This is a genomic window from Egicoccus halophilus, from assembly GCF_004300825.1.
GTDB lineage: Bacteria > Actinomycetota > Nitriliruptoria > Nitriliruptorales > Nitriliruptoraceae > Egicoccus > Egicoccus halophilus.
Window position 1 is genome coordinate 189,306 of the sequence record NZ_CP036250.1, and the last position, 24,307, is coordinate 213,612.

At 75.7% G+C, this 24,307-nt stretch carries 20 protein-coding genes; 13 read left to right on the forward strand and 7 right to left on the reverse strand.

Going from position 1 to position 24,307, the window contains the following annotated elements; translation table 11 throughout:
- The first annotated feature begins 94 nt into the window (after positions 1 to 94).
- The 8 genes from ELR47_RS00875 to ELR47_RS00910 are packed head-to-tail and all read left to right on the forward strand — an operon-like array spanning position 95 to position 13,208.
- Positions 95 to 2,518, forward strand: a complete 2,424-nt coding sequence (locus ELR47_RS00875) for a hypothetical protein (RefSeq protein WP_130648172.1) — start codon at positions 95 to 97, stop codon at positions 2,516 to 2,518.
- Positions 2,515 to 3,507, forward strand: a complete 993-nt coding sequence (locus ELR47_RS00880; RefSeq protein WP_205745375.1) for an ABC transporter ATP-binding protein — start codon at positions 2,515 to 2,517, stop codon at positions 3,505 to 3,507. Before ELR47_RS00875 ends, ELR47_RS00880 begins: the two co-directional genes overlap by 4 nt.
- Entirely contained in the window at positions 3,504 to 4,469 is a 966-nt protein-coding gene (locus tag ELR47_RS00885; RefSeq protein WP_130648173.1) for an ABC transporter permease, read from the forward strand. Before ELR47_RS00880 ends, ELR47_RS00885 begins: the two co-directional genes overlap by 4 nt.
- Positions 4,470 to 4,471: 2 nt before the next feature.
- Positions 4,472 to 6,112, forward strand: coding sequence for a hypothetical protein (locus ELR47_RS00890; RefSeq protein WP_130648174.1), 1,641 nt, complete (start codon positions 4,472 to 4,474; stop codon positions 6,110 to 6,112).
- 23 nt (positions 6,113 to 6,135) lie between these two features.
- A complete protein-coding gene (locus tag ELR47_RS00895; RefSeq protein ID WP_205745376.1) occupies positions 6,136 to 7,140 on the forward strand; it encodes an AAA family ATPase in 1,005 nt (334 codons plus the stop codon).
- Positions 7,137 to 8,150, forward strand: coding sequence for a DUF58 domain-containing protein (locus tag ELR47_RS00900; RefSeq protein ID WP_130648175.1), 1,014 nt, complete (start codon positions 7,137 to 7,139; stop codon positions 8,148 to 8,150). Before ELR47_RS00895 ends, ELR47_RS00900 begins: the two co-directional genes overlap by 4 nt.
- 40 nt (positions 8,151 to 8,190) lie before the next feature.
- Entirely contained in the window at positions 8,191 to 10,131 is a 1,941-nt protein-coding gene (locus tag ELR47_RS00905) for a vWA domain-containing protein (RefSeq protein WP_165403757.1), read from the forward strand.
- On the forward strand, positions 10,128 to 13,208 hold the full coding sequence (locus tag ELR47_RS00910) for a VWA domain-containing protein (protein WP_130648177.1): 3,081 nt from the start codon (positions 10,128 to 10,130) through the stop codon (positions 13,206 to 13,208). Before ELR47_RS00905 ends, ELR47_RS00910 begins: the two co-directional genes overlap by 4 nt.
- 10 nt (positions 13,209 to 13,218) lie before the next feature.
- Here the strand turns inward: ELR47_RS00910 and ELR47_RS00915 are convergent, their stop codons facing one another.
- Positions 13,219 to 14,046 carry a hypothetical protein gene (locus ELR47_RS00915; RefSeq protein WP_130648178.1) on the reverse strand — a complete coding sequence of 276 codons (828 nt, stop codon included), beginning with the start codon at positions 14,044 to 14,046 and terminating at the stop codon, positions 13,219 to 13,221.
- 244 nt (positions 14,047 to 14,290) lie between these two features.
- Between ELR47_RS00915 and selA the strand changes: the two genes are divergently transcribed.
- A complete protein-coding gene (selA, locus tag ELR47_RS00920; RefSeq protein WP_130648179.1) occupies positions 14,291 to 15,661 on the forward strand; it encodes an L-seryl-tRNA(Sec) selenium transferase in 1,371 nt (456 codons plus the stop codon).
- The gene (locus ELR47_RS00925) at positions 15,658 to 17,628 is read left to right on the forward strand and encodes a selenocysteine-specific translation elongation factor (protein ID WP_130648180.1); all 1,971 of its coding nucleotides are present in this window, start codon (positions 15,658 to 15,660) and stop codon (positions 17,626 to 17,628) included. The genes selA and ELR47_RS00925 overlap by 4 nt, the downstream gene beginning before the upstream one ends.
- On the opposite strand, the gene ELR47_RS00930 is transcribed toward ELR47_RS00925, so the two are convergent.
- From ELR47_RS00930 to ELR47_RS00945, 5 genes are all read right to left on the reverse strand, one after another.
- Positions 17,604 to 18,020 carry a hypothetical protein gene (locus tag ELR47_RS00930; RefSeq protein ID WP_130648181.1) on the reverse strand — a complete coding sequence of 139 codons (417 nt, stop codon included), beginning with the start codon at positions 18,018 to 18,020 and terminating at the stop codon, positions 17,604 to 17,606. The two genes, ELR47_RS00925 and ELR47_RS00930, sit on opposite strands and share 25 nt — an antisense overlap.
- A 43-nt stretch (positions 18,021 to 18,063) precedes the next feature.
- On the reverse strand, positions 18,064 to 18,531 hold the full coding sequence (locus tag ELR47_RS00935; protein WP_130648182.1) for a RidA family protein: 468 nt from the start codon (positions 18,529 to 18,531) through the stop codon (positions 18,064 to 18,066).
- Positions 18,531 to 18,671, reverse strand: a complete 141-nt coding sequence (locus ELR47_RS18070) for a hypothetical protein (RefSeq protein ID WP_165403758.1) — start codon at positions 18,669 to 18,671, stop codon at positions 18,531 to 18,533. Before ELR47_RS18070 ends, ELR47_RS00935 begins: the two co-directional genes overlap by 1 nt.
- 102 nt (positions 18,672 to 18,773) lie before the next feature.
- Positions 18,774 to 19,073 carry a WhiB family transcriptional regulator gene (locus ELR47_RS00940; protein ID WP_130648183.1) on the reverse strand — a complete coding sequence of 100 codons (300 nt, stop codon included), beginning with the start codon at positions 19,071 to 19,073 and terminating at the stop codon, positions 18,774 to 18,776.
- A gap of 422 nt (positions 19,074 to 19,495) precedes the next feature.
- Positions 19,496 to 20,875, reverse strand: a complete 1,380-nt coding sequence (locus ELR47_RS00945) for an NfeD family protein (protein ID WP_130648184.1) — start codon at positions 20,873 to 20,875, stop codon at positions 19,496 to 19,498.
- A gap of 72 nt (positions 20,876 to 20,947) precedes the next feature.
- Here ELR47_RS00945 and ELR47_RS00950 point away from each other — a divergent pair, with 72 nt between their 5' ends.
- The 3 genes from ELR47_RS00950 to ELR47_RS00960 are packed head-to-tail and all read left to right on the forward strand — an operon-like array spanning position 20,948 to position 23,866.
- Positions 20,948 to 22,033, forward strand: a complete 1,086-nt coding sequence (locus ELR47_RS00950) for an ArsA family ATPase (RefSeq protein WP_130648185.1) — start codon at positions 20,948 to 20,950, stop codon at positions 22,031 to 22,033.
- Complete coding sequence (locus ELR47_RS00955) at positions 22,030 to 23,169, forward strand: ArsA family ATPase (RefSeq protein ID WP_130648186.1); 1,140 nt, start codon at positions 22,030 to 22,032, stop codon at positions 23,167 to 23,169. Before ELR47_RS00950 ends, ELR47_RS00955 begins: the two co-directional genes overlap by 4 nt.
- Before the next feature lie 13 nt (positions 23,170 to 23,182).
- Entirely contained in the window at positions 23,183 to 23,866 is a 684-nt protein-coding gene (locus ELR47_RS00960) for a T3SS (YopN, CesT) and YbjN peptide-binding chaperone 1 (RefSeq protein WP_130648187.1), read from the forward strand.
- Between the two features lie 13 nt (positions 23,867 to 23,879).
- Here the strand turns inward: ELR47_RS00960 and ELR47_RS00965 are convergent, their stop codons facing one another.
- Positions 23,880 to 24,116 (reverse strand): WhiB family transcriptional regulator, encoded by a 237-nt coding sequence (locus tag ELR47_RS00965; RefSeq protein WP_130648188.1) that lies wholly within the window; start codon positions 24,114 to 24,116, stop codon positions 23,880 to 23,882.
- Positions 24,117 to 24,307: the final 191 nt, after the last annotated feature.

Below are 24,307 nucleotides of genomic sequence, written 5' to 3' on the forward strand. Positions count from 1 at the left end.
GCGTACGAAGGGGACGGGGTTGGAGACAGGTGGCTTCGGACGACGCCTGCGCGCGCACGGTCGACGGCGGTCGACCGGGGGTCGGGGCACCGCCGTGCTGCTCGCGTCCGTGGTCGCGCTCGCCGCGCTGCTGGCCGGTCCGGGGACGCCGGGTGCGCTCGGCGCCGAGGACGAGCCCGCGCTGCGTCGGGCGGAGCTCGGCGCGAGCGTCACGGCCGGGTTCGGACGGGGCACCGGCGGAGCGGTCTGGACCCTCCTCGAGGTCGAGTTCACCCCGCGGGTGCCGATGGCCGGCCAGCTCGAGATCGCGTCCACGGGCTCGAGCCGCGCGAGCGACACCCGCCGGGTCGAGGTCTCCGCGGGCGCCACGAAGGTCTTCTTCGTGCTGCTGCCTCCGGCGGACGAGGTCCAGGCCGCGTTCGTGGCCGACGACGGCACCCGGGTGACGCTCCCCCGCCCGCAGCTGGGCGTCGAGGACGTCCTGGTCGGTGGCCTGGGGGCCGCACCCCAGCTGCCGACGCCGCTCAACACCGCCGCCCTGGACCGGGCCGTGCGAGGTGTGCGGGTCGACCCGGCGGTGCTCGACCTCGGCCCACGGGCGCTCGAGGCCCTCGACGCCCTGGTCGTGTCGGCGGGCGACCTGCGGGCGATGGACGACGGCCGACGCGAGGACCTGGCGGTGGCGGTCGCCTCGGGGCTGGACCTGCTGGTCCCGATCCGGGCCGGTGACGAGGCGCTGCCCCTGCCGTGGAACCCGCTGGCGTCGACCGACACCGACGCGGACGGGCAGCTGCGACTCGTGGCGGTCGACGGGGCATTCGCGGCCTCGGCGGCCGACCTCGGCGGCGAGGGCGCGACCACGGTGGCCGCCGCGACCCCCGCCGGTCGCGGCCGGGTCGTGGCCCTGGCGGGGGCCCCCGGCGAGGGTGGCCCCGCGGACGACCCGGAGATCTGGAGCCAACTCCTGCAGCCGCGCGTGGACCTCGGCGGCCCGCTGGGCAACACCGACGACGGCGACGTCGGCAACCGGCTGTTCGGCGGCGGCACGACGCTGCCCGGCATTCGGGGCGCGATCGCGTTCGTGCTCGCCTACCTCCTCCTGGTGGGCCCGGTCAACGCCCTGGTCGTGCGGCGTGCCGGCCGTCGGGAGCTCGCCTGGGTGACGATCCCGGCGATCACGGTGGTCTTCACCGTCGTGGCGGCGCTCACGGCCGCCGGCAGCGCGCCGACCGCGACGCCGGTGACGCGCGCGGCCTGGTGGTTCGACGGCGTCGGCCAGGAGGTGACCGCGATGCACGTGCAGGCCCCGGCGCGCGGCGTCCAGGAGGTCGTGCTGCCCGGCGCCCGAGACACGATGATCGGCACCTCGTGGTCCGACGTCGCCTCCGCCGCCAGTTTCGACGGCGACGAGACGACCTTCCGCACCCGCCTCGAGGCCCTGCAGACGACCACCGCCATCGCGTTCGGCGCGCCGACGGCACCCGCGCCGCTGGAGGTCACGGCCACGTTCGACGACGGCGTCCTGAACGTCGAGCTCGCCAACCGCACCGAGCACCGGCTCGCGCAGGTCCGGGTCCTGGTGGCCACCTCGACCACCGAGGTCGGGGAGCTCGGCCCCGGGGAACGGCGTACGGTCACCGTCGACGACCTCGAGGACACCCTGGCGCGAGCGCCCGGCGACCGGGGCCTGCGCATGGTCGGCGAACCTCCGGGACGGGAGGTGGGGAAACGTCCCGAACCCGACGTCGCCGAACGGTTGTTGGCCTGGGGCATGCTCGACCGCAGCCCCGGCGCGGTGTGGGTGACCGCCGCCAGCACGGACGACCTCGGGCTGACCCGGCCCCGCGTCGGCGGGGAGCTCGACGACCGTGGCGCGTTCGTCGCGGTCGGTGTGACCCCGGACCACGCCGGCGGGGACGTGCTCCCCCACGAGATCCGCCGCGACCTCGTGCGCAACGGGCCGTGGTCGCCATGGCGCCAGCACCCGCTGTCGGTCGAGGGCGAGGAGCAGCTGCTGCTGCGCTTCCGTCTTCCCGAGCCGGCGGCCGCCACGACGCTGGTGTCGACCCTGATGGCCGGAGGCGAGGTCCAGCCGATGGACCACGGGATTGCCGATCCCTGGTCCAACGGCTGCTTCGAGGTGACCGAGATCGATGCCGACGGCGTCGCCTCGGACCCCGAGGAGGGCTGCGGGCCCGAGATCGCCTGCCCGCCGGCGAGCCGGGAGTGCGGCGGCGACGACCAGCGCATCGAGGCCTGTTTCGAGGACGGCAGCTGCCAGATCGCGGTCCGCATCGGTGACGACCCGACGGTCGAGCAGCCGGACACCACCGTGGGCTTCGAGGTGTTCGACCGGCAGGCACAACGCTGGGTCGCGCTCGACCAGGTCTTCGACGACGCGGGCCGCGCGTCGGTGGACCGGGTGGTCTCGCCGCTCGGCGAGGTGCTCGTGCGGGCCCGCAACGCCGGGTTCCTGCCGTTCGGCCAACGTGGTCTCGGCCTGGAGGTGGGCGCGTGAGCGACACGATCGAGTCCGTCTCCGACGACGTACCGGTCCCGCCACCGCCCCCGGCGGCCGCGGTCACCGTGCGGGGTCTGACCAAGCGCTACGGGGACCTGGCCGCCGTCGACGGTCTCGACCTCGACGTGCCCCGGGGCGGGGTGTTCGGCCTGGTGGGCCCCAACGGGGCCGGCAAGACCACCACCATGCTGGCCACGGTCACCCTGCTGCGCCCCGACGAGGGCCGCATCGACGTGCTGGGCCACGACCCGGTCACCGACCCGCGCGCGGTCCGTGGCGTGGTCGGCTACGTGCCCGACACGTTCGGGCTCTACGACGGGCTCAGCTGTCGCGAGTACCTCGACTTCTTCGCCGCGGCCTACGAGGTGCCCCGCGAGGGACGTGCGGCCCAGGTCGACGCGCTGCTCGAGCTGGTCGAGCTGTCGCACAAGGCCGCGACCGACGTGGCCGGCCTGTCGCGCGGCATGCAGCAGCGCCTGTCGCTGGCCCGCGGGCTGGTCCACGACCCCCAGGTGCTGGTCGCCGACGAACCGGCCTCGGGTCTGGATCCGCGGGCCCGGGTGGAGCTGCGCGAGATCGTCAAGGAACTGGCCGTCCAGGGCGTCACGATCGTGATCAGCTCGCACATCCTCGCCGAGCTCGACGAGTTGTGCGACCGCGTCGCGATCGTCGAGGCCGGCAAGGTGCTCGCGCAGGGCACCGCCGACGAGATCCGCGGTGCGGTGCAGGCGTCCTCCACCGTGACGGTGCGGGTGCTCGGCGGCGAGGACGCGCTGGCCGTGGCCGCCACCCTCGCCGCCGGCACCGGCGCCCTGGTCACCCCCGAGGAGGGCCGACTGCGCTGCGAGGTGGTCGGCGGTGAGGCGGCCGCGGCCGAACTGCTGCGCACGCTGGTGGTCGGTGGGGTCCGGGTGACCGACTTCCGGGAGGACCGTGGCGGCCTCGAACGACTGTTCCTCTCGGTGACCCAGGGGGTGGTCCGATGAAGGCTCCCGAACTCAACCCGGTCCTGCGCCGGGAACTGCTCGAACGCTGGCGGGGCCCGCGGGCGGCGTTCGTCCTGAGCGCCTACCTCGGCGTCCTGGCCCTGCTGCTGCTCGGCGCCCGCTGGATCGCCACCAGTTACCTCGAACAGCAGGCGGTCGACGGCTGGGCGCCGGTCAGCGCGAGCGGTCCGGTGCTCGGACGCTTCCTGCTCGAAAACCTGCTGGCCGGGGTGCTCGGCATGGTGCTGTTCGTGGCACCGGGTTATGCGGCGGCGCAACTGGCCGGTGAACGCGAGCGCCGCACCCTCGGGCTGCTGCGCATCACGCTGCTCACCCCGTGGCGCATCGTGCTCGGCAAGCTGGGTGCGGCGTCGGCCTGGTCGGTGCTGCTGGTCCTGGTCACCGCCCCGCTCGCGGCGACGGCCTTCGTGCTCGGCGGGGCGACGGTCGGTGACCTGGTCAAGGGCCTGCTGGTGGTGGTGGTCGTGGCCGTGGCGGTCGCCGCCATGGCGATCGGCATCTCCGCGCGGGCGCAGCGGACCACCGGGGCCGTCGTCCTGACCTACGGCATGGTCCTGTTCCTGGTCGTCGGCACGCCGCTGGCGGCGTTCGCCGAGTTCGCGGCCCGCGACTTCGAGATGCGCGACGGCCAGCGCCCGCTCGCCCTCTACGTGAACCCGTTCTACGCGCTGGCGGACGCCACGGGCGCGTCGAGCGGTGCCGCCTTCTCCGGTGGCATGCCGAGCGTGCTGAGCCCGTTCGCGCTGGTGCTGCCCGGCGACGACACCCTCGACCCCGTGGGGGCGCAACCGCTGGCCGGCGGCTTCGGCCCCGAGGCGCCCGACGCCGGCCGGCCGCTGGTGTGGCCGATCACCCTCGCGGTGCATCTCGCGCTCGGCTTCCTGGCGCTGCTGGCGGCGACCCGCTCGCTCGGTCCGCGCGACGGGCTGCGGGGGACCTGACGATGTCCGTGGCCCCGTCCGTCCGCGCGCAGGCGGCGCCGATCCCGGCCCCGCCGCTGCCGGCGACTCCCGGTCTCGACGCCCTGCTCGCGCGCGGCCGACGACGGGTGCGGCGGGTGCGGCTCACGGACCGGATCGGTCCGGTCACCGCCGCGGCCGCCGGGGTGGTGCTGCTGTGGCTGCTCGCGGCACAGGTGGTGCTCCTGCCCGTGGTGACCGGGCCGGTGCTGGGCGCCGGAGCCGCGGCGGCCCTGCTCGTCCTCGTCGCGGTCGCGCTGCGGCCGGTCCCCGACGAGATGGCGGCCGGCGCGGTGGACGGGTTACTGGACGCCAGGGACCGCTACCGCACCGCGCTCGAGTCGCGGCAAAACGGTGCCGACGCGCCGCTCGGCGACCTGGCGCGTCGCCAGCTCGTGGAGGCGGACGCGGCGGCCGCGGACGTGCGCAACCTGCCGCCGGCTCCCCGACCAGGGGGGCGCTGGCTCCTCCTCGCCGGCGTGCTGGTGATCGCGGTCGCGGCGCTGGCGGCCGCACCGGACCGGCATGGCGACGAACGCGACCGACGGGCTCGCGAGGCCGCGGCGGTCGAACGGGCGGCCGAGGACCTCGAGCGCGACGCGCAGGAGCTCACCGCAGCGGGCGAGCCCGGCGCCGCCGCCGCGGAACGCTTGCAGCAGGTCGCCCAGCAGCTCGACGGACGCTCGCTCGACGAGGCGCTCGAGCGCCTCGCCGCCGAGCGGGGTGCCCTGGCACGTGAGCTCGACCCCGGGCGCAACGGACAGCGGGCCGCGCTCGACGGACTGGCCCGAGAGCTCGGTCGCGAGCCGCTGGGGGCGGGCGAGTCGGTGCGGGCCCAGTTCGACGCCCTGGCCGCCGCGCTGGCCGCCGGCGGGGTCGAGGACACCGCCGCACTGGCCGAGCGGCTCCGGGAGTTGGCCGCGGCCGTCCGGGGCGGTCAGCCCGAGCTCGCCGAGGCACTCACCCAGGCGGCCGAGGCGGCCGCAGCGGGGAACCAGGCCGGTGCCGCCGGGGCGGCCTCCGCGGCATCGGGCGCCGTCGGCAGGGCGGTCGCGTCCGCCGCCGGGCAGGGCGCTCTCGAAGCCACCGACGCCCTGCTCGACCAGGCACAGCGCACGCTGCGCGAGGCCACCGCCCCTGGACAGGGCCAGGGCCAGGGACAGGGCCAGGGCCAGGGACAGGGCCAGGGACAGGGCCAGGGCCAGGGACAGGGCCAGGGCCAGGGACAGGGACAGGGCCAGGGACAGGGGCAGGGGCAGGCGGGCCAGGGTGGCGGTGGCCGCGGCGTGCAGCCGGGTGACGGCAACACCGGCACGGGCCGGGTCCCCGAGCCGACCGGGACGGGCGCCACCGGTGCCGGCCCCGAACTCGACACCGTGTTCGCGCCGCCCCGCGTGGGCAGCGAGGGCGACGACTGGTACCTCGGCGGCAGCGACTCGGGCCAGGGTCCCGACGCCCAGGTCGGCCGCGGCCTCGGGCCGGGCGAGGTCAACGACGCCCTCGTCCCCTACCGCGACGTGCTCGGGACCTATCAGGACCGCGCCACGCGCACCATCGACCGGCCCGGCTTCCCCGCCGGCCGCCGCGATCTGGTGCGCGACTACTTCGACCAGCTCGCCCAGTGACCGGGGCGCGACAGGAGCCACCCGTGCCGACGCCGATGGCGCCCGACCGCTTCGCCCGGCTGACCGCCGACGTCGAGACCCAGCTGCGTCGGGTGATCGTCGGGCAGGACGACCTGGTCCGCGACGTGCTCGCCTGCCTGTTCGCGGGCGGCCACGTGTTGCTCGAGGGCGTGCCGGGGCTGGGCAAGACGATGCTGTTGCGCACGTTGGCGCAGACGCTGTCGATGGACTCGACCCGGCTGCAGTGCACGCCCGACCTGTTGCCCGCCGACGTGGTCGGCACCACGGTGCTCGGCGGCGGCGACGCCACCGGCGCCGGCGGCTGGCAGGCCAGCTTCGAGCCCGGCCCGGTGTTCACCCAGCTGCTGCTCGCCGACGAGCTCAACCGCGCCACACCCAAGACCCAGTCCGCCCTGCTCGAGGCCATGGCGGAGCGTCGCGTCACCGTCGCGGGGGTGACCCGCGAGTTGCCGCGTCCGTTCTTCGTCATGGCGACGCAGAACCCGATCGAGATGGAGGGCACCTACCCGCTGCCCGAGGCGCAGCTCGACCGCTTCCTGGCCAAGGTGCTGGTGCCCTCGCCGTCGGCGGACGACCTGGTCGAGATCCTCGTGCGCACCACCGGTACCAGCGAGCCGACCGTCGAGGCGGTCGCGTCCACCGAGGACCTGCTCGCGGCGATCCAGCTCGTGCGGCAGGTGCCGATGGCGTCGCACGTGCTGCGTCACGTCGCCGAGCTCGTCGAGGCCACGCACGCCGAGCGGGCGTCGGCGTCCGAGGCGGTCCGCCGCTACGTGGCCAACGGGGCCTCGCCCCGTGGGGCGCAGTCGCTGGTGCTCGCCGCGAAGGTGCGGGCGCTGTTCGACGGCCGGCTGCAGGCGTCGGTGGAGGACGTCCGCGAGGCCGCCCTGCCGTGTCTGCGGCACCGGCTGGTGCTCGGCTACGAGGCGCAGATCGCCGGGGTCTCCCCCGACGACGTCGTCACCTCGGTCCTCGACGCGGTGCCCGCACCGCGTGTGCCGGCATGACCGCCCCGCCGGCCGCCGGGGCGTTGTTGCCGCATGCCCTGGTGGCCCAGCTCGCCCGGCACCAGCTCACGCCACGCCGTCGGATCCGGGGCCGCTACGTCGGCGGCCACCGTTCGCGCCGCCTCGGCACCTCGATCGAGTTCGCCGACGTGCGCGAGTACGTGGCGGGTGACGACCCGCGACGGATCGACCTGTCCGCCTCCCGCCGACACGGTCGACTCCAGGTGACGCTCACCGAGGCCGAGGACGACGCGGCCGCCCAGGTGGTGCTCGACCGCTCGGCTTCGATGACCGCGCGCAAGCGCCGGACCGCGGATCGGCTCGCCGCAGCGCTGACGGTGCTCGGGGCCCGCGACGGCGTGCGACTCTGGCTGGTGGCACACGACCCGGCGACCGGCACCGACCAGGTCACCGGTGGCTGGGCACGTGGGCCGGGGGCCCTCGCCCAGGCCGGGCTGCTGCTGAGCGCCGGGTCCGGCACCTGGGCCGGCACGGGCCGCGGCGACCGGCGTGCCTCGGCCGACGCCACCTCGGCCGTGTCCACGGGCGTGGCGTCGGACGCCGCGGACGCCGACGACGGGGTCGCGGCCCCGCACGACCCGGCAGGCCGGCCCGACCTCGCCGCGGCGCTCGGGCGGGCGGTGCGCACCGCCGCGACCGGCCCGCTGGTCCTCGTGAGCGACCTGCTGTTCGACGGCTGGGACGCCGCGGTGCGTGCCGCCGGTGCCCGGGACCGCGACGTCCTGGTGCTACAGGTGCTCGACGTCGAGGAGCTGCACCCCACGCTCACCGACGACGTCCGGCTGGTCGACGCGGAGACCGGGGCGCAGGTCGAGGTCGGCGGGGACGAGCACACCGCCGCGGCCTACGCCGCCGCGCTGCGGGCCCATCTCGACGCGGTCGCGGCGGTGTGCGCCTCGATCGGTGCGGCGCACGTGCTGGTCCCGACCGACGTCGACCTGCCACAGCTGCTGCTGGCCGAACTGCCGGCGTTGGGACTGGTGCGATGACCGGCCACCGGCACGTTCGGCCGCGACGGGGGTGCTCGCCGTGCGGCTGCTGACACCGTGGGGTCTGCTGGCCGCCGCCGCGGCGCTCCCGCTGGTGCTGTGGTACCTGCTGCGACCCCGACGACACCGGGTCGTGGTCGGCTCCACGTTCCTGTGGCGGGCGGTCGAGCGGCCGGCCACGGCGGCGACCCCGTGGCAGCGCTTCCGCGGGGACGCGACCTTCTGGCTGGTGCTGCTGGCGCTGCTGGCCCTCGCCGTCGCGTTGGCACGGCCGGCGGTCCCGGTGCCCGTCGCCCTCGGCGACCACACCATCCTGGTGCTCGACGCCTCGGGCTCGATGCTGGCCGACGAGGACGGGGTCACCAGGGCGGAGCTGGCGCGGCGGGAGGCCACCGAGCTGACCTCCACGTTGGCCCCCGGTCAGGAGGTCTCGGTCGTCGAGGGCGGCCCCCGCGCGCGCATCGTGCTCTCGGGGTCCACCGACGCGCGGGAGGTCGCCCGCGCGCTCGGGACGATCGCGCCCCGCCACGCACCGTCCGACCTCGCCGACGCGTTCACCCTGGCCACCTCGCTGCAACGGCCGGGGCAGCGCACGGTCGTGCACCTGCTGACCGACGCGATGGTGTCGGCGGACGCGATGGCGCTCGCACCGCCGGGCCTGACGGTCTCGGCGGTCGGCACCGACCGACCCAACGTCGCGATCACCCGGATCACCTCGGCGCCGCTCGGCAGCGGGGAACACCAGGTGCTGGTGCAGGTCCGCTCGTTCGCCCAGACGGCGGTGACCGGCCGGCTGGCGCTGGATGTGGACGGCCGCACGGTGCTCCAGCAAGCACTGCGGTTGGCCCCGCGCGCCACCGAGGACGTCGTGGTGACCGTCCCGGCCGTCGCCGGGGACACCGGGGCTCCGCTCGGTGCCCGGCTGGAGCTCGACGCGGACGTGACCGGCCAGGTCCCCGACGCACTGCCCTTCGACGACACGGCGAGCACCGTGCTCGCCGAGAACCGTGACCTGCGGGTGCTGCTGGCCGGCCCGGGCAACACGTTCCTGCAGGCCGCGCTGCGCGCGGTCCCGGGCCTCACCGTCGAGAGCGCCCCGGTGGTCCCCGACACGCTGACCGGCGTCGACCTGCTGGTGGTCGACCGGGTCGACGCACCGGCGAGCCTGCCGGTCCCGACCCTGCTGGTGGCGCCCACGCGGTGGCCCGACGACGTGAGCGCGATCGGGGACGCCGAGCTGCCCGCCCTGACCTACCAGTCGACCGACCACCCGCTGCTCGCCGACGTCGACCTCACCGGCCTGGCCGTCGCCACCACCCGGGTGCTCGAGGCACCACAGCTCACGGTGCTCGCCTCGGCCCCGGACGCCGGGCTGCTCTATGCGGGACGGGTGGGTGACGCACCGGCGGTCGCCCTGCCGTTCGACCTGCTCGCCTCCGACCTGCCGCTGCGACCCGCGTGGCCCCTGCTGGTCGCCAACACCACCCGCTGGCTGACCGGTGGTGCCGCCGGGACGGCTGCCGTGCCGGCCGGGTCGGTGGTCGCCCTGCCCTCCCCGGCGGGCACCACCGGCATCGTCGCGACCGCCCCCGACGGGCACGAGGTCCGCGTCGACCCGGGCGCCCCCACGCTGCAGGTCGACCTGGTCGGGCCCTGGCAGCTCGCCTACGCCGGTACGGAGGGGCCGGTGGCGGCCCCGACGACGCTGTCGGTGACCGCCGCGCTCGAGGAGGGCGACCTGGCCCGGGCGCGACCCGAACCCGGCACGCCGGCGGCGGGCGGGGAACCGACCCTCGGTGAGGGCCTGCAGGCGCTGGCCTGGCCCCTGGTCCTGGCGGCGCTCGTGCTGCTGCTGGTGGAGTGGGGCTGGAGCCACGGTGGACGGCAGTGGCTCCACGCCCGTCGCGGTGCCCGCCTGGCCCGCGTCCGCCGGGCACTGGACGACGAGGACGTCGCGTCGCACGGGCAGGTGCCCTCGTGAGCTGGTGGCCGCTGCACCTCGAGACGCCCGGGTGGCTGCTGGCGCTGGCCGCCGTGCCGCTGGTGGTGTGGCTCGGACGCACCCGGACCGTGGCCCCGGGCGGGCGCCCCCGGCCGACGGCCGTGCCGACGGCGCTGCGACGCGCCACCGCGCTGCGGGCGTTCGCCGTGGCCGCGTTGGTGCTCGCCCTGGCGGGCCCCCGCTGGGACGCCCCGGGACGAGGCGTCGACGTGGTGGTCGTCGTCGACGCCTCGGACTCGACGCTGGCCACCCGCACCCAGGCCGAGGACTGGATCGCCGGGGCCCGCGCGGCGCAGGGGCGCGGGGACCGGCTGGCCGTCGCCGCGGTCGGCCGCGACGCCCAGGTCGAGCACGGGCTGCGGGCGGACGCCGAGCCGGGTCCGCTGACGGTGCGGGTCGACGGCACCGAGACCGACCTCGCCCGCGGACTGCGGCTCGCGCACGGCCTGGCCGGTTCGCAGCAGCGGCGCCGGGTCGTGCTGCTCACCGACGGGTTCGCGACCCGCGGGGACGCTGCCCAGGCCATCGGGGAGCTCGAGGAGGCCGGTGTCCCGGTCGACGTCGTCCCGCTCGGTGGCGACGTCGGCAGCGCGGACGTCCTGGTCGAGCACGTCCGCGTGCCCTCGCGGGTGCGTCTCGGGGACGCCTACGACGTCGTGGTCGTCGCCACCAACACCGGCACGGCGCCGGCCGGTGCGACCGTGGTGCTCAGCGCCGACGGGAACGAGGTCGACCGCCGGGCGCTGTCGCTGCCGCCCGGACGCACCGAGGTCGCCTTCCCCCGCGTCGCCGCGTCGACCGACGAGACCGCCGACGCCGCCGGTGCGGTGCGCTACGAGGCCCGGCTGGAGTCGGCCGCGAGCGTGGAACCCCGCAACGACCTCGGCGTCGGAGCCGTGCAGGTCGAGGGGCCGGCCAGCGTGCTGGTGGTCGAGGGCGGTACCGGCGACGGCGGAGGCGGGGACGCGGACGAACTGGTCCGGTTGCTCGAGGCGGGCGGTCTGCCGGTGACCCGGCTCGCGGCCGCCGACGGGTTCCCGACGCTGGACCGCCTGCTCGGCCACGACGCGACGGTCCTCGTCGACGTCCACGCCGAGCAGGTCGGGGAGGCCGGTGCCGTCGCGCTGGACGCCTACGTCCGTGACGCCGGCCGGGGACTGACGGTGGTCGGCGGCGAACGGTCCTACGGCGTCGGTGGGTACGACGGCACCCGGCTCGAGGAGCTGCTGCCGGTGTTCGCCCGGGTCCAGGACCCGCAGCGACGTCCGTCGGTCGCCCAGGCGCTGGTCGTGGACGTCTCGGGCTCGATGGGCGCCTGTCACTGTCGTCCCGACGGCTTCGGTGGCGGTCCGGTGTCGACCGAGGCGGGGCCGAACAAGACCGACATCTCCCGGGAGGCGGTCGCGCGGGCGATCGAGAACCTCGACGCCCAGGACACGGTCGGCGTGCTGGCGTTCCACACCGAGACCGAGTGGGTCCTGCCCCTGCAGCAGGTGCCCTCGTCCGCCATCGTCGACGACGCCCTCGGCCGGCTGTACCCCGACGGGGACACCTCGATCGGCCAGGCGCTCGAGGAGGCCATCGCGGGTCTGAAGGACGCCGACGCCCGCCTGCGACACATCGTGCTGTTCACCGACGGTTTCACCAGCGAGGCGGGACTCGAGCGCATCGCTGCCGATGCGGCCGCCGAGGGCATCACCCTGTCGGTGGTCGGGACCGGCGAGGGCGCCGGGGACGCCGGGCAGGACGGCCTGCTCGAGCGCATGGCGAGCTCCGGTGGTGGGCGCTACTACCCGGGCCGCGACCTCGGCTCGATCCCGTCGGTGCTGGCCAGCGAGGTGCAGCTGGTGTCCCGGCCGCTCGTCGAGGAAGGCCGGTTCACGCCCGTCGTCACGGCGGTCGACGAGGTGACCGCCCCCCTGGAGGCCTCACCGCCGCTGCTCGGGTACGTGGCGACGACGGCCAAGCCGACCGCCCGCACGCTGCTGCGCATCGGCGACGAGCGCGATCCGCTGCTGGCGACCTGGCAGGCGGGACTCGGCACCGTGGCGGCCTGGACCTCGGACGCGGCGCCGCGATGGTCCTCGCCGTGGTCGGGATGGGACGGCGCCCGTGACCTGTGGGGCGCCCTGGTGCGCTCGACGCTGCCGAACGACGAGGGGGGCGCGCTGGACGTGCGTGCGGACGTCACCGCCGACGGCCTCGAGGTCGCGGTGGGCAGCGGGGAGCCGCTCCCGGGTGACGTCACCGTCGACGCCGTCGTCGTGGATCCCGACGGCACCCGTCGCGAGGTGCCGTTGCACCGGACCGACCTCGACGCGTTCGCCGCGACGGTGCCGGCCAGCGGCAGCGGTGTGCACGCGGTGACCGTCCGGGTCGAGCGCGCCGGCGCCGAGCTCGCCCGGCAGACCGTCACCGCGGTGCGCTCGTACCCGGCCGAGTACGCGGCCAGCACGGGCAGCGACACGGCGACCGCCGCGCTGGTCGGGACGCTGGGGCGCCACGACCCGACGCCCGAGCAGGCGTTCCTGCGGGACGGGACCACGCCGGGACGCACGCCGCGGGACCTGACCGGTTGGCTGCTGCTCGCGGCGCTGGTGACCCTCCCGGTCGACGTCGGTCTGCGACGGCTGCGCCTCGAACCGGGGGACCTGCGCCGGTGGTGGACGGCCCGTGGCCGGGCGGCCGCTGCGTCCGCAGTGCCCGCGACCGGTGCGACGTCACTGGCCGACGCCCGCCGCCGCGCCCGGACGACCGACGACCCCGACGGCAGGGCGGCCGGTGTCGACGGCGCGTCCCGGTCCGCCGACGGAACGGCACCGGCCCCGACACCCACCCCCACGCCGACTTCGACGTCCACGCCGACTTCGACGTCCACGCCGGCCTCGACGTCCGCGTCGTCCGAACCGGCGGAGACGACCGCGCCGGCGGCGACGTCCTCGACTGCCGCACCCCGGCCGACGTCCGCGGCCCCGTCGCCGTCGCCACCGGAGGCCGGCGGTGCGTCACGGTTGTTGCAGGCGCGGCGTCGCGCGCGGCAGGAGCCGCCGGACTGAGCCGGCAGCGTCAGGCGACGCGCCAGGGCGCCCGTCCACCGCGCCGACGTCGCGTGCGCCGACGGTCCACCGGGGCACCGCCACCGGCGAGGCTGGCGTGCTCGCAGCCGATGCCGACCGCGTGGGCGGTGACCCGGTCGAGGCACCGCGCGAGGACGGTCAGCGCCTCACCGGCGGTGTCGTCACCACGTGCACCACGGCCCGGATCCGCACCGGCGGTGACGGCCGGATCCGCATCCGCGTCGTCCCCCGTGTCCGCACGCGCGTCGTCGGTCGCGTCCGCCCGGCCGTCGCCGTCGGGGGCACCGACCGCCACCAGGCGTGCCCGCAACCGGGACGCCCGCCGGTCGAGCTCGACCAGCCGCGCCAGCGTGCCTCGCTGGGGGGAGGCCGGCACCGCCGTGCGGTGGGCAGCGGCCGCGACGGCGCCGAGCTCGACCAACGCCTCGCGGACGTCCGGGGCGAGGCCGGGCAGGTCGGCATCGGCGCCGGCCTGGGCGGCGCGGCGCAACAGGTGCAGGCACCGCACGGTGAGCTCGCCGAGCCGTTCGGCGGCGAGCGCCTCGACCCGCGTGGGCGCGCCGGGCGCCGCGGCCGCCACCGCACGCCTCGTCACCGCCTGCAGCTGCCGGTGGCGGGCCCGGGCGTCGGTCAGGTCGGCCCGGGTGCGTGGGAGCACGTCCTGGCCGGCCAGCAGCCCGTCGACCAGCGCTTCCACGGCCTCCGCGACGTCCGCCGCCAGGGCCAGCGCCAGGGCCGGCGCCGACGCGGGCGCCGTGGGATCGACGGACACCCGCAGGTCGTCGACCGACCGGGGGTGGAACTCCGACGCCTCCATGACGGACCTTTCCGCAGACGGCGAGCCAGCCGTGCCACTCGGTGCGGCGACGAACGGGCCGAGCACCGCCCGAACCACGACGGCGACGTGCTGTCCGGTTTTCCATGATGCCGTCGGGCTGGGACACCGGGAGCAGCCGATCGGGCCGAACGGCCGCCACAGCATCGCGTCCGCGGCCCCGCTCGGCAATGCCGGCGTGCCGTGTGGTTGGCTGTCGGCCCCGACGACGACCGAGGGAACCGGCATGGCGGCGCACGCAGGCGACCCGACGCTGGCGCGCCTGCCGCAGCTCGACGCGCTGCTGCGCGCCGACGCGGCCGCCGAGCCGCTGGCCACGCACGGGCGCCCGGCGTTCACCGCGGCGGTGCGCGCGGAGCTCGACGCCGTCCGCACGCGGCTGCGCACGCACGGCGGTGAGGTCCCCGCCGAGGCCGACCTGCTCGCCGCGGCCGACGAGGCCCTGCACCAGCGACGCGCCGGACGACTGACCCGCGTGGTCAACGCGACCGGGGTGGTGCTGCACACCAACCTCGGGCGCGCGCCGCTGTCCGCCGCAGCACGGGCCGCGGTCACCGACGCCACCGGCTACACCACCCTCGAGTACGACCTCGACCGCGGCACCCGCGGCTCGCGGACCGCGCACGTCGGCGCGCTCGCAGCCGAACTGTGCGCCACCGAACGCGCCACCGTGGTCAACAACGGTGCGGCCGCGCTGCTGCTCGTGCTCGCCGCGCTGGCGGGCGGCCGCCAGGTGATCGTCAGCCGGGGCGAGCTGATCGAGATCGGGGGGTCCTACCGGCTGCCCGACGTCATGGCCGCCTCGGGTGCACGGATGGTGGAGGTCGGCACGACCAACCGCACCTGGCTCGCCGACTACCGCGACGCGATCACCGACGACACCGCGCTGCTGCTGAAGGTGCACCGCTCGAACTACGACGTCGTCGGCTTCACCGAGGAGGTCGGCATCGCGGCACTGGCGGACCTCGGCCGCCGCACGGGCGTCGCCGTCGTCCACGACCTCGGCTCCGGGCTGATCCGGACGGCCACCGACGGGCCGCTGGCCAGCGAACCGAGCGTCGAGGCGTCCGTGCGGGCCGGCGCCGACCTGACCATCTTCTCCGGTGACAAGCTCCTCGGAGGGCCACAGGCCGGACTGGTCGTCGGCGCCGCGGCGCTGCTGCGGCGGTGCGAGCAGCACCCGTTGGCCCGGGCGGTGCGCCTCGACAAGCTCCAGCGCGCGGCGCTCGAGGCGACCCTGGAGGCTCACCTGCGCGACCCGCTGCCGGCGGACGTGCCGACGGTGGCGATGCTGCACGCCGACCCGGACGCGCTGCACGAGCGGGCCACCGCGATGGCCGCACGGCTCGAGGACGCCGAGGTGCTCCCCAGCGACGGGCTGGTCGGCGGCGGGTCGTCACCCGGCACGACGCTGCCGTCGTGGGCGGTCGCGCTGCGAACCGACACACCCGACGACCTCGCGGCCCGGCTGCGGGTCGGCGAGCTCCCCGTCGTCGGCCGGGTCGAGGCCGGGCGCGTGCTGCTCGACCTGCGCACCGTCCCGCCGAGCCTGGACGCCGAGGTGGTCGCCGCCGTGGTCGCGGCGCGCCGGGCATGACCGCCGCGGTCGCCGGGCGGCACGACACCGCCACGCCGGCCGGACACCGCACGGTCGCGACCGCCGGCCACGTCGACCACGGCAAGTCGACGCTGGTGCGCGCGCTGACCGGCATGGAGCCCGACCGGCTGGACGAGGAACGTCGCCGAGGACTGACCATTGAGCTCGGCTACGCGTGGACGACGTTCGGGACGACGACCGTGGCGTTCGTCGACGTGCCCGGGCACGAACGGCTCGTGCGCACCATGCTGGCCGGTGCGGGGGCCGCCCCGGCTGCGCTGTTCGTGGTCGCCGCCGACGACGGTTGGTCGGCGCAGTCCGACGAGCACCGCGACGTGCTCGACCTGCTCGAGGTCCCCGGGGTGGCGGTCGCGGTCACCAAGGCCGACACGGTCGACGACGCGCGGCTGGCCGCCGTGGTCGCGGAGGCGTCCGAGCGGCTGGCCGGCACGCCGTTCGCGAGCGCACCGGTGGTCGCCGTCGACGCCGTGTCCGGCCGTGGGCTCGCGCGACTGCGGACGGTGCTCGCCGAAGGGCTGACGGCGCTGCCCGCCGCCGACGACCGCGGTCGACCGCGCCTGTGGGTCGACCGTGTGTTCGCCCCGCCCGGCATCGGCACCGTCGTCACCGGCACGCTGACGGGTGGCCGGCTCCGTCCCGGTGACCCGGTGCACGTCCCGACCTCGGGTGACGTGGGCCGGGTCCGCGCGCTGCAGGCGCTGGGCCGACCGGTGGCCGAGGCGGCACCGGGGATGCGGGTCGCGCTCGACCTGACCGGCCTGGCCCGCGACGCGATCGGCCGCGGCGACGCGCTCGTCGGTGGCGGCGGCTGGCGTGCCACCGCCGAACTCGACGCCTGGCTGCGGGTGCTGCCCGGCCAGCAGGTCGACCGGACGGGCGCGTGGACCCTGCACGTCGGCAGCGCGGCGGTGGGCTGCCGGGTGCTGCCCCTCGACGGCCCGCTCGAGGGCCCCGGGCACGGGCCGGTACGCCTGGTACTGGAGGCCCGACTCCCCCTGGTCGTCGGTGACCGGGTCGTGCTGCGCGAAGCCGGACGGCGCGCGACCGTCGCCGGCGGGGTGGTCGCCGACCCGGCCCCCGACCGTCGTCCGCGCGGTCCGGCCGGACGCGGCGCCCACGCGACGGCGCTCGCGGCGGCGGCGACGGCGCCCCCCGCGGAGCGGCCGGCGGCGCTGCTGCGGCTGGCCGCCCACGGCTGGCGGCCGGCCGCGGACGTCCTGGCGGCGGCCGACCTGACGGCGGCGCCCGCCGCGACCCGGCGCACGGTCGCCGTCGTCGGCGAGGCCCTGGTCGGCCGCGACGACCTCGAGCGGTGGATCGTCGGTACGGCCCGTCAGGTGGGCGACACCACCGTGGACCGGTGGATGCTGCGCACGACGCTTCGCGAACAGGGGGCCCCGGCGGCCGTGGCGGACGCCGTGGTGGCCGGGCTGCTCGCGCAGGGACGGCTGGTGCGGGTCGGAGGCGGGCTGGCCTTCGCCGAGCACGCCGAGAGGGCGGGTGCCGGCACGGCCGCACGGGTCCGGGCGCTGCTGGCCGACCTGCTCGCGCGACCGTTCGCGCCCGAGGAACTCGGCGTGCTCACGGCCCGGCACGGGATCGACCACCGGCTGGTGACGAGCCTGGTCCATCGCGGGAAGCTGGTGCGGACCGGCGGGCTGGTGTTCGCCGGCGCCGCGGTCCCGGCCGCGCTGGCACGGCTGGTCCGGCTCGAGGACGAGGTCGGGGCGTTCACCGCGGCCCAGGCGAAGCAGGCCTGGGGGACGACCCGCAAGTACGCGATCCCGCTGCTCGAGCACCTCGACGCCGCCGGCCTGACCGTGGCCGACGGCGACGGCCGGCGACGGGTGACCGGGCGCGGCCACGACCGCGCGCTCGCCGCAGCGGCGGGCGGGACGGCGCCGGACGGGGCGCCGGCCGGTCAGTCGCCGGTCGGGCCGTCCTGACGGCGGGCCGCCTTCATCTCCGCCTCGTGGACGTGGTGGCGCCCCTCGACGAGCTGTTCGCGCACGCGGCGTTCGCAGTCGGTGGCGACGTCGAAGTAGGTGCGGTCGAAGTCCTCGACGATCTCGAACGTCCAGCGGTCCTGGATCGCGTTGCGGCCGAGCCACGTCGTCTCGAGCTCGTCCGCCAGCTCGTCCTGCCCGGCCTCGCGCAACTTGTCGATGCCCTCACCGACGAGCAGGTCGGCGCGCCCCATCTCCTGGTGGAAGGTGTAGAGCGCGCCGCGGGCCCGCACGATCCACTCGAAGGCCTCACCGAACGTGCCGGTGGCCTCGACGGTGGCGTCGTCGACCCCGTCGGGGCGGGCGTGGGCGGCATCGGGCTGGCGGGGCATGGCGACCTCGTCGTCGAGTCCGGGACGGCGCCCCGGTTCGGGGTCACCGCGGGCGGAGGATGGCCTCCACTTCTACGGGGCTGTCGAGCGGAAGCACGGGCACCCCCACCGCCGAACGGGCGTGCACCCCGGCGTCGCCGAGCACGTCGGCCAGCAACGTCGATGCGCCGTTGGCCACCAGGTGCTGCTCGGTGAAGTCGGGCGACGAGGCCACGAACACCGTCAGCTTGACGACGTCGACCCGGTCGAGATCCCCGAGTGCGGCCTCGGCGACGGCGAGGACGTTGAGGGCCGCGGCACGGGCGAGGTCGGCGCCCTCCTCGGTGGTGAGCTCCGCGCCGAGCTTGCCGGTGCGCGGCAGCGAGCCGTCCACGAGCGGCAGCTGGCCGGCGGTGAACACCAGCCCGCCGGCGGTCTCGGGCAGCTGCGACCACGGCTCGTAGGCGGCGGCGGGCGCCGGCGGGTCCGGCAGGCTCAGCCCGAGCTCGGCGAGACGGTCGGCGGCACCCATCACTCGCCCTTCGGACGCTTGAAGTAGGCCACGTTGTCGGCCACGGTCACCAGTTCCCAGCCGTCGTCACCCCACTGGTTGAGGATCTGCTGCAGGGCGTGGCTGATCAGGGGGGCGGTGGCGTATTCCCAGCGGGTCACGGGCGCCTCTCAGGTCGCGGTCGTCGCGGGTCGACGTCTCGGCTGCGTTCCTACCGCAGCGGACGCGGCTCCGGCAACCGGCGAGCGGGCCCGGAGGGCGGATCAGCCGGCGCGGGCGGCCAGTCGCGGGTCACGGCGCGCCATCACCGCGCGTCGGTCGGCCTCGCCGAGGCCGCCCCAGACCCCGTACGACTCCCCGGTCAGCAGCGCCTGCTCACGGCACGCCACGATCGCGGGGCAGGCGGCGCACACGGCCTTCGCCTCGGCCTCCCGGCGCAGCCGGTCGTGCTTGCTCTCGAAGCCGGGCGGTCCGAAGAACAGCGTCGGGTCCTCGGTGCGGCACCCGGCCTGCTGTTCCCACCCCTCCGTGGCGAACAGGATGGTCGGTCCAACGAGTCGCATGGCTTCCCTCCGGTTCGTCGCTCCCCGCGCGAACCCTAACGGTGCCTCCCCCGGTCTGACTAGACCCAGTTTTCCGCTCGACGCGGAGCGCACGCGCGACCACGGGGCGAGCAGGACCATCCACCCGCCGGTTCCGAACAGCCATCCGACCAGGGCTTGCCTCGGTCCCGGCGGCGAGGTAGTCCGAGACCCAGCCCAGCCTGCGCTCCGGTACGACGCACGTGCGTCGGGAGCCGGCCCTGTGCAGATCAGCACGCACGGATCGACGGTCGCGGCGGCCCTGAGCGCGATCCGTGCGTCCGCACGTCGGTCGGTGCGGACCAGGGCGCACGGAAGGCTCCGGCCAGCCCGTCCGGTTGCAAGCCCCGACGTACGGCGGATCGATCCGACCGCCAGGCCCTCGGAGCCGGCAGGCGCCGGCGTCAGTCGCGGGCGGACGAGCCGGCACCGGCACCGGAGGTCGGTGCACCGGCGGGCGTGGACGCGTCGAACGGCTCGACGAGCACGACCGCCCCTTCGACCGCGTGCACCCGGACGGGGGTGCCGACCTTGGCGCGACGGGTCTCGCCGGTCCAGCGGGCCCGCCACAGCGCGCCGTCGATGTAGACGTGGCCCTCGGGGTTGAGCACCGAACGGACGATGCCGGGCCGACCGACGAGGTCCTCGACCGACACGCCCTCCGGACCGGCCTGTGCCCGCAGCAGCGAGGTCATGACGAACACGAAGAAGACCAGCACCGTTCCGGCCGTCGCCACCACCAGCCACACCGGCAGCGCCAGCGCGTCGGCGGCGTAGAAGTTCAGCGAGCCGACCACGAACGCCGCGGTGGCCGCCACGGTCACCGGCCCGAACCCGGCGATGGCGGTGTCCACGGCGTACAGCAGCAGACCGAGCACCACCAGGGCGACCGCCCACCACACGACCGGCAGCACGCTCAGCCCGAAGCCGGCGATCCCGACCGTGATCACACCCGCCAGGCCGGCCACACCGAACCCCGGCTGGAACAACTCGAACAGCAGCATCCCCAGCCCCACGGTGAGGAGCAGGTAGATGAACGGTGCGGTGGTCGCGGCGTGCAGCAGGCGACGGACGAGTCCGAGACTGTGGAACCGGACCTCGACCTCGTCGCCGCGGATGCGCAGCTGTTGGTCGCTGCCGGCCGGCGTGACGCCGTCGAGCTCCAGCAGCAGCGGCTCGAGTCCCTGCGCCTCGAGGTCGAGCAGGCCGGCGTCGGCGAGCTGGCCGGGGTCGAGCGCGCCCGCGTACAGCGCGGCCGCGGCCTGCTGGTCACCCCCGGCCGCGACCACGAGGTCGACGACGTCGTGCTCGAGCGGGGTGTCGACGCGGTCGTCGAAGGTGATCGGCTCGATCGGGCCGACCAGCGCATCGGCGGACGCCGCCCGGACGTCGGCGGCCAGCCACAGCAGTGCCGCGGCGCCGCTGGCGTCGGTGGCCTCGCCGAGCGGGCCGACCAGCACGGCGACCGGGACGCTGGAGGCGCGGATGCGGTCGACCAGTGCCGCGGCGTCGACCGACACGCCGCCGCGCGAGTCGAGCTGGAGCACGACCAGCTGCGAGCCGTCGGCCTCGGCGACGTCGAGGACCTCCTCGATCTGTGCCACCACCGGCGGGTCGAGGAAGCCGGACACGGGCAGGATCTCGACCCGGGTGGACGTGGCCGTGCCGGCGTCCACCCCGTCGTCGGTCTGCGCGGTCGCGAACGTCGCCGTCAGCCCCACCAGCAGCGCGGCGAGGGTGGCCAGGACCAGGAGGCGGCGGACGGCCGCGAGCGAGGCGTACATGGTGCGGGAGCGTACCGGCGCACGGACACGCCGAGGTATCCCGTGGCATCGCCGCACCCTTAGGATCGGGGCATGACCGCCTCCGATCCGACCGCCGCCGCCCCGCTGCTCGACGGCGGCTACGACGAGCTGTTCCCGTCCAACCTGCTGATCGTCACCGGCAAGGGCGGGGTCGGCAAGACCACCGTCGCCGCCTCGCTGGCGTTGGCCGGGCGCGCCTCGGGTCGGCGCACCCTGCTGGTCGAGGTCGAGGGCCGGCAGGGCTTCTCGCGCACGTTCGGCACGCAGCCCTGGGACTACACCGAGCGCGAGTTCCGTCCCGGCCTGTGGGGGGTCGCGGTCGACCCGACCGAGGCCGTGTACGAGTACCTCGAGCTGTTCTACGGGCTCAAGCGCGTGCAGTGGGTGATGGAGCGTTCGAACGCGCTCGACTTCGTCACCACCGCGGCGCCGGGTCTGCGCGACCTGCTGCTGATCGGCAAGATCTACGAGATCGAGGCCCGCAAACGCGACGACGGTCGCCGGCAGTACGACCTGATCGTGGTCGACGCCCCACCGACGGGGCGCATCGTGCCGTTCCTGCAGGCGCCCGAGGGCGTGACCGAGATCGTCCGGGTCGGTCCGATCAAACGCCAGGCGGGCCAGATCCGCGACATGCTGACCAACCCGCGACGCACGACCGCGATCATCACCACGCTGCTCGAGGAGATGCCGGTCCGCGAGGCGAGCGAGGGAATCGCCGCCCTGCGCTCGGCCGACATCGCGGTCGGTCCGGTCATCGCCAACCAGGTGCGCGCCCCGCGCCTGGACCCGTCCGCCGCCACGACGCTCACGGCCCTCGGCGCCGAGGGGCTGCGCGAGCGGGCCGAGGCGGCCGGCGCGACCATGTCGGGACGGACCGCGGGCCTGGCGCTCGACCTCGTCGCGACCCACACCGCCCGCGTGGCGCTGCAACGCGAACTGCGCGCGGAGCTGGCCGCGAACTGCGGGGTACCGGTGCTGTCGCTGCCGCTGCTGACCGGCGCGACGTTCGACGCCGCCGACCTCGAGGTGCTCGCCGACGTGCTCGCGCTGCAGATCGGCGAGGACGGGCCGCGCGGGGTGGACCTGCTCGGCGACGCGCTGCCGGGCTTCCTCGACCCGGAGGCATCGGCATGAGCGACCACCTCGCCGAAGCGCGCCGCCACTCGCTCGCCGCGTCCGTCGACGACGCGCACGTGCTCGTCACCACCGGTTCGGGCGGGGTCGGCAAGACCACCAGCGCCGCCGCCATCGGGCTGGCGGCCGCCCGCCGGGGGCGTCGCACCCTGGTGCTCACCATCGACCCGGCGCGCCGGCTCGCCCAGGCCATGGGCATCGACGAGCTCGACGACGAGCCGGCCCGGGTCGAGGTGCCCGATGCGGCCGACGGCGGCGAGTTGTGGGCCATGATGCTCGACATGCAGACCACGTTCGACCGGCTCATCGACCGTCACGCCACCAGCCGCGAGCGGGCCGACAACATCAAGCAGAACCGGATCTACCGCACCCTGTCGTCCACCCTGTCGGGGACGCAGGAGTACATGGCGATGGAGCGCCTGCACGAGCTGCACGACACCGGTGAGTGGGACCTGTTGGTGGTCGACACGCCACCGACCCGCTCGGCGCTCGACTTCCTCGACGCCCCCAACCGCATGACCTCGTTCCTCGAGGGCCGGCTGCTGAGCCTGCTGATGCGCCCGGGCATGGCCGCCGGCAAGCGGGTCGGCAGGGTGGTCGGCTTCGGCGCGACGACGTTCATGAAGGTCGCCGGCCGGGTCACCGGCATGGACCTGCTCGACGACCTCGCGAGCTTCTTCCGCAACTTCGAGGGCATGTACGAGGGATTCAAGGAGCGCGCCGAGCAGGTCCGCGACCTGCTCCAGCAGCCCAGCAGCCGCTTCGTCGTGGTCACCTCGGCCGACCCGCCACCGCTGCGCGAGGCGAAGTTCTTCCTCGAACGGCTCGAGCAGGAGGGCCTGCACGCCGCCGGTGTGGTGGTCAACCGGATCCGACCGGAGATCCCGCGCGACCCGTCCGACGCGGCGCTGCAGCGGGCCGTCGAGGCCCAGGGCGACGACGACGAGGGCCAGGCGGTGGCCGGCGCGTTGGCCCTGCTGGCCGACGTCCGCAACCTCGCCAACCGGCAGCGGCGCGACGTCGCGGCCGCGCTGTACGGGGTCCCGGTCCCGTCCCTGGTCGAGGTCCCGCTCTACGGTCGCGACGTCCACGACCTCGACGGTCTGCGCGCCATCGCCGACACGCTGACCGCCTGAACCGGAGAAGTCCGTGAGCGACATCCCTGCCCCGTCCGACCACCCCGACCGGGAGCACGACACCGACGACGAGGCCCCCGAGCGCGGTCCCGGTGGCGCACGCGAACCCGACGAGGAGGCCGAGATCCCGCCGTCGGCTGCGCTCTCGGCCGTGGTCCCCGGGCTGCGCCCGCCGCGCCCGCCCCGACGCACCGGCGTGTTCGTCGACCCCGACGACCTGCGCGACCACGTCGGGCAACTGCTGCGCGCGATCCTCGGCGGCTACGAGGTCGACGCGTTCGGCAACTTCACCTTCGTGCACGAGGGTGCCCGGGTGTTCGTCACCGTCGGGGGCTCACCGGTCGGCCCGCAGGTCGGCGTGTTCTCGGTCACCAACCTCGACGTCGACCTCGCCCCGCCACTGGCCTCGTTCCTGCTGACCACCAACCACACGCTCGGGTTCGGCGCGTTCAGCTACGACCCGGACAACCGCTCGGTGTGGCTGCGGCACACGCTGCTCGGCACCACGTTGGACGGTCCGGAGCTGCACTCGGCGGTGGCCGCCGTGGCGACGACGGCCGCGCAGGTCGACGACGCCATCAAGCAGCGCTTCGGGGGCCGGACCTTCGCCGAGGCGCCCGACGAGGTCCAGCGTCGGGTGGAGCCGCCGGAGCCCAACCCGGGTACGACCGCCCCCAACGCCTCCGGCTACCTGTGAGCCGGTGCGGCCGTCAGCTCGCCGCGGCGAGCTGACGGCGCAGGTACGCGCGCCGCTGACGTTCGGTGAGTCCGCCCCAGACCCCGAAGTCGATGTCGTTGTCGAGGGCGTAGCGCAGGCACTCGTCCTTGACGACGCAGCGCTCGCACACCCGGATGGCGGGACGCGCCTGCGCCACCCCCCGGACGAAGAACTGCTCCGGATCCAGCCCCCGACACCGCGCCTGGTCCGACCAGGTGGTCTCGTCCACAGCCTTGCCTCCCCTGTTCCTCCACCGTTGCCGGTGCCCGTGGCTCCGGCAACGATCTACGGTGAAGGTGTTCTGCGCTTCGCTCGTGCCCGCGCTCCGACGAACGCTACGTTCCGCCCGTACCCGTCTCCATAGCCCGCTGGAGGCATTGTTCTCGTGTACAGGAACTAGTCACGTCGGCCGCGAGCGGG

Coding starts and splice junctions, on each gene's coding strand:
- ELR47_RS00885 (WP_130648173.1), top strand. CDS start 3,504: ATGAAGGCTCCCGAACTCAACCCGGTCCTGCGCCGGGAACTGCTCGAA.
- ELR47_RS00890 (WP_130648174.1), top strand. CDS start 4,472: ATGTCCGTGGCCCCGTCCGTCCGCGCGCAGGCGGCGCCGATCCCGGCC.
- ELR47_RS00900 (WP_130648175.1), top strand. CDS start 7,137: ATGACCGCCCCGCCGGCCGCCGGGGCGTTGTTGCCGCATGCCCTGGTG.
- ELR47_RS00915 (WP_130648178.1), bottom strand. CDS start 14,046: ATGGAGGCGTCGGAGTTCCACCCCCGGTCGGTCGACGACCTGCGGGTG.
- selA (WP_130648179.1), top strand. CDS start 14,291: ATGGCGGCGCACGCAGGCGACCCGACGCTGGCGCGCCTGCCGCAGCTC.
- ELR47_RS00925 (WP_130648180.1), top strand. CDS start 15,658: ATGACCGCCGCGGTCGCCGGGCGGCACGACACCGCCACGCCGGCCGGA.
- ELR47_RS00930 (WP_130648181.1), bottom strand. CDS start 18,020: ATGCCCCGCCAGCCCGATGCCGCCCACGCCCGCCCCGACGGGGTCGAC.
- ELR47_RS00935 (WP_130648182.1), bottom strand. CDS start 18,531: ATGGGTGCCGCCGACCGTCTCGCCGAGCTCGGGCTGAGCCTGCCGGAC.
- ELR47_RS00940 (WP_130648183.1), bottom strand. CDS start 19,073: ATGCGACTCGTTGGACCGACCATCCTGTTCGCCACGGAGGGGTGGGAA.
- ELR47_RS00945 (WP_130648184.1), bottom strand. CDS start 20,875: ATGTACGCCTCGCTCGCGGCCGTCCGCCGCCTCCTGGTCCTGGCCACC.
- ELR47_RS00950 (WP_130648185.1), top strand. CDS start 20,948: ATGACCGCCTCCGATCCGACCGCCGCCGCCCCGCTGCTCGACGGCGGC.
- ELR47_RS00955 (WP_130648186.1), top strand. CDS start 22,030: ATGAGCGACCACCTCGCCGAAGCGCGCCGCCACTCGCTCGCCGCGTCC.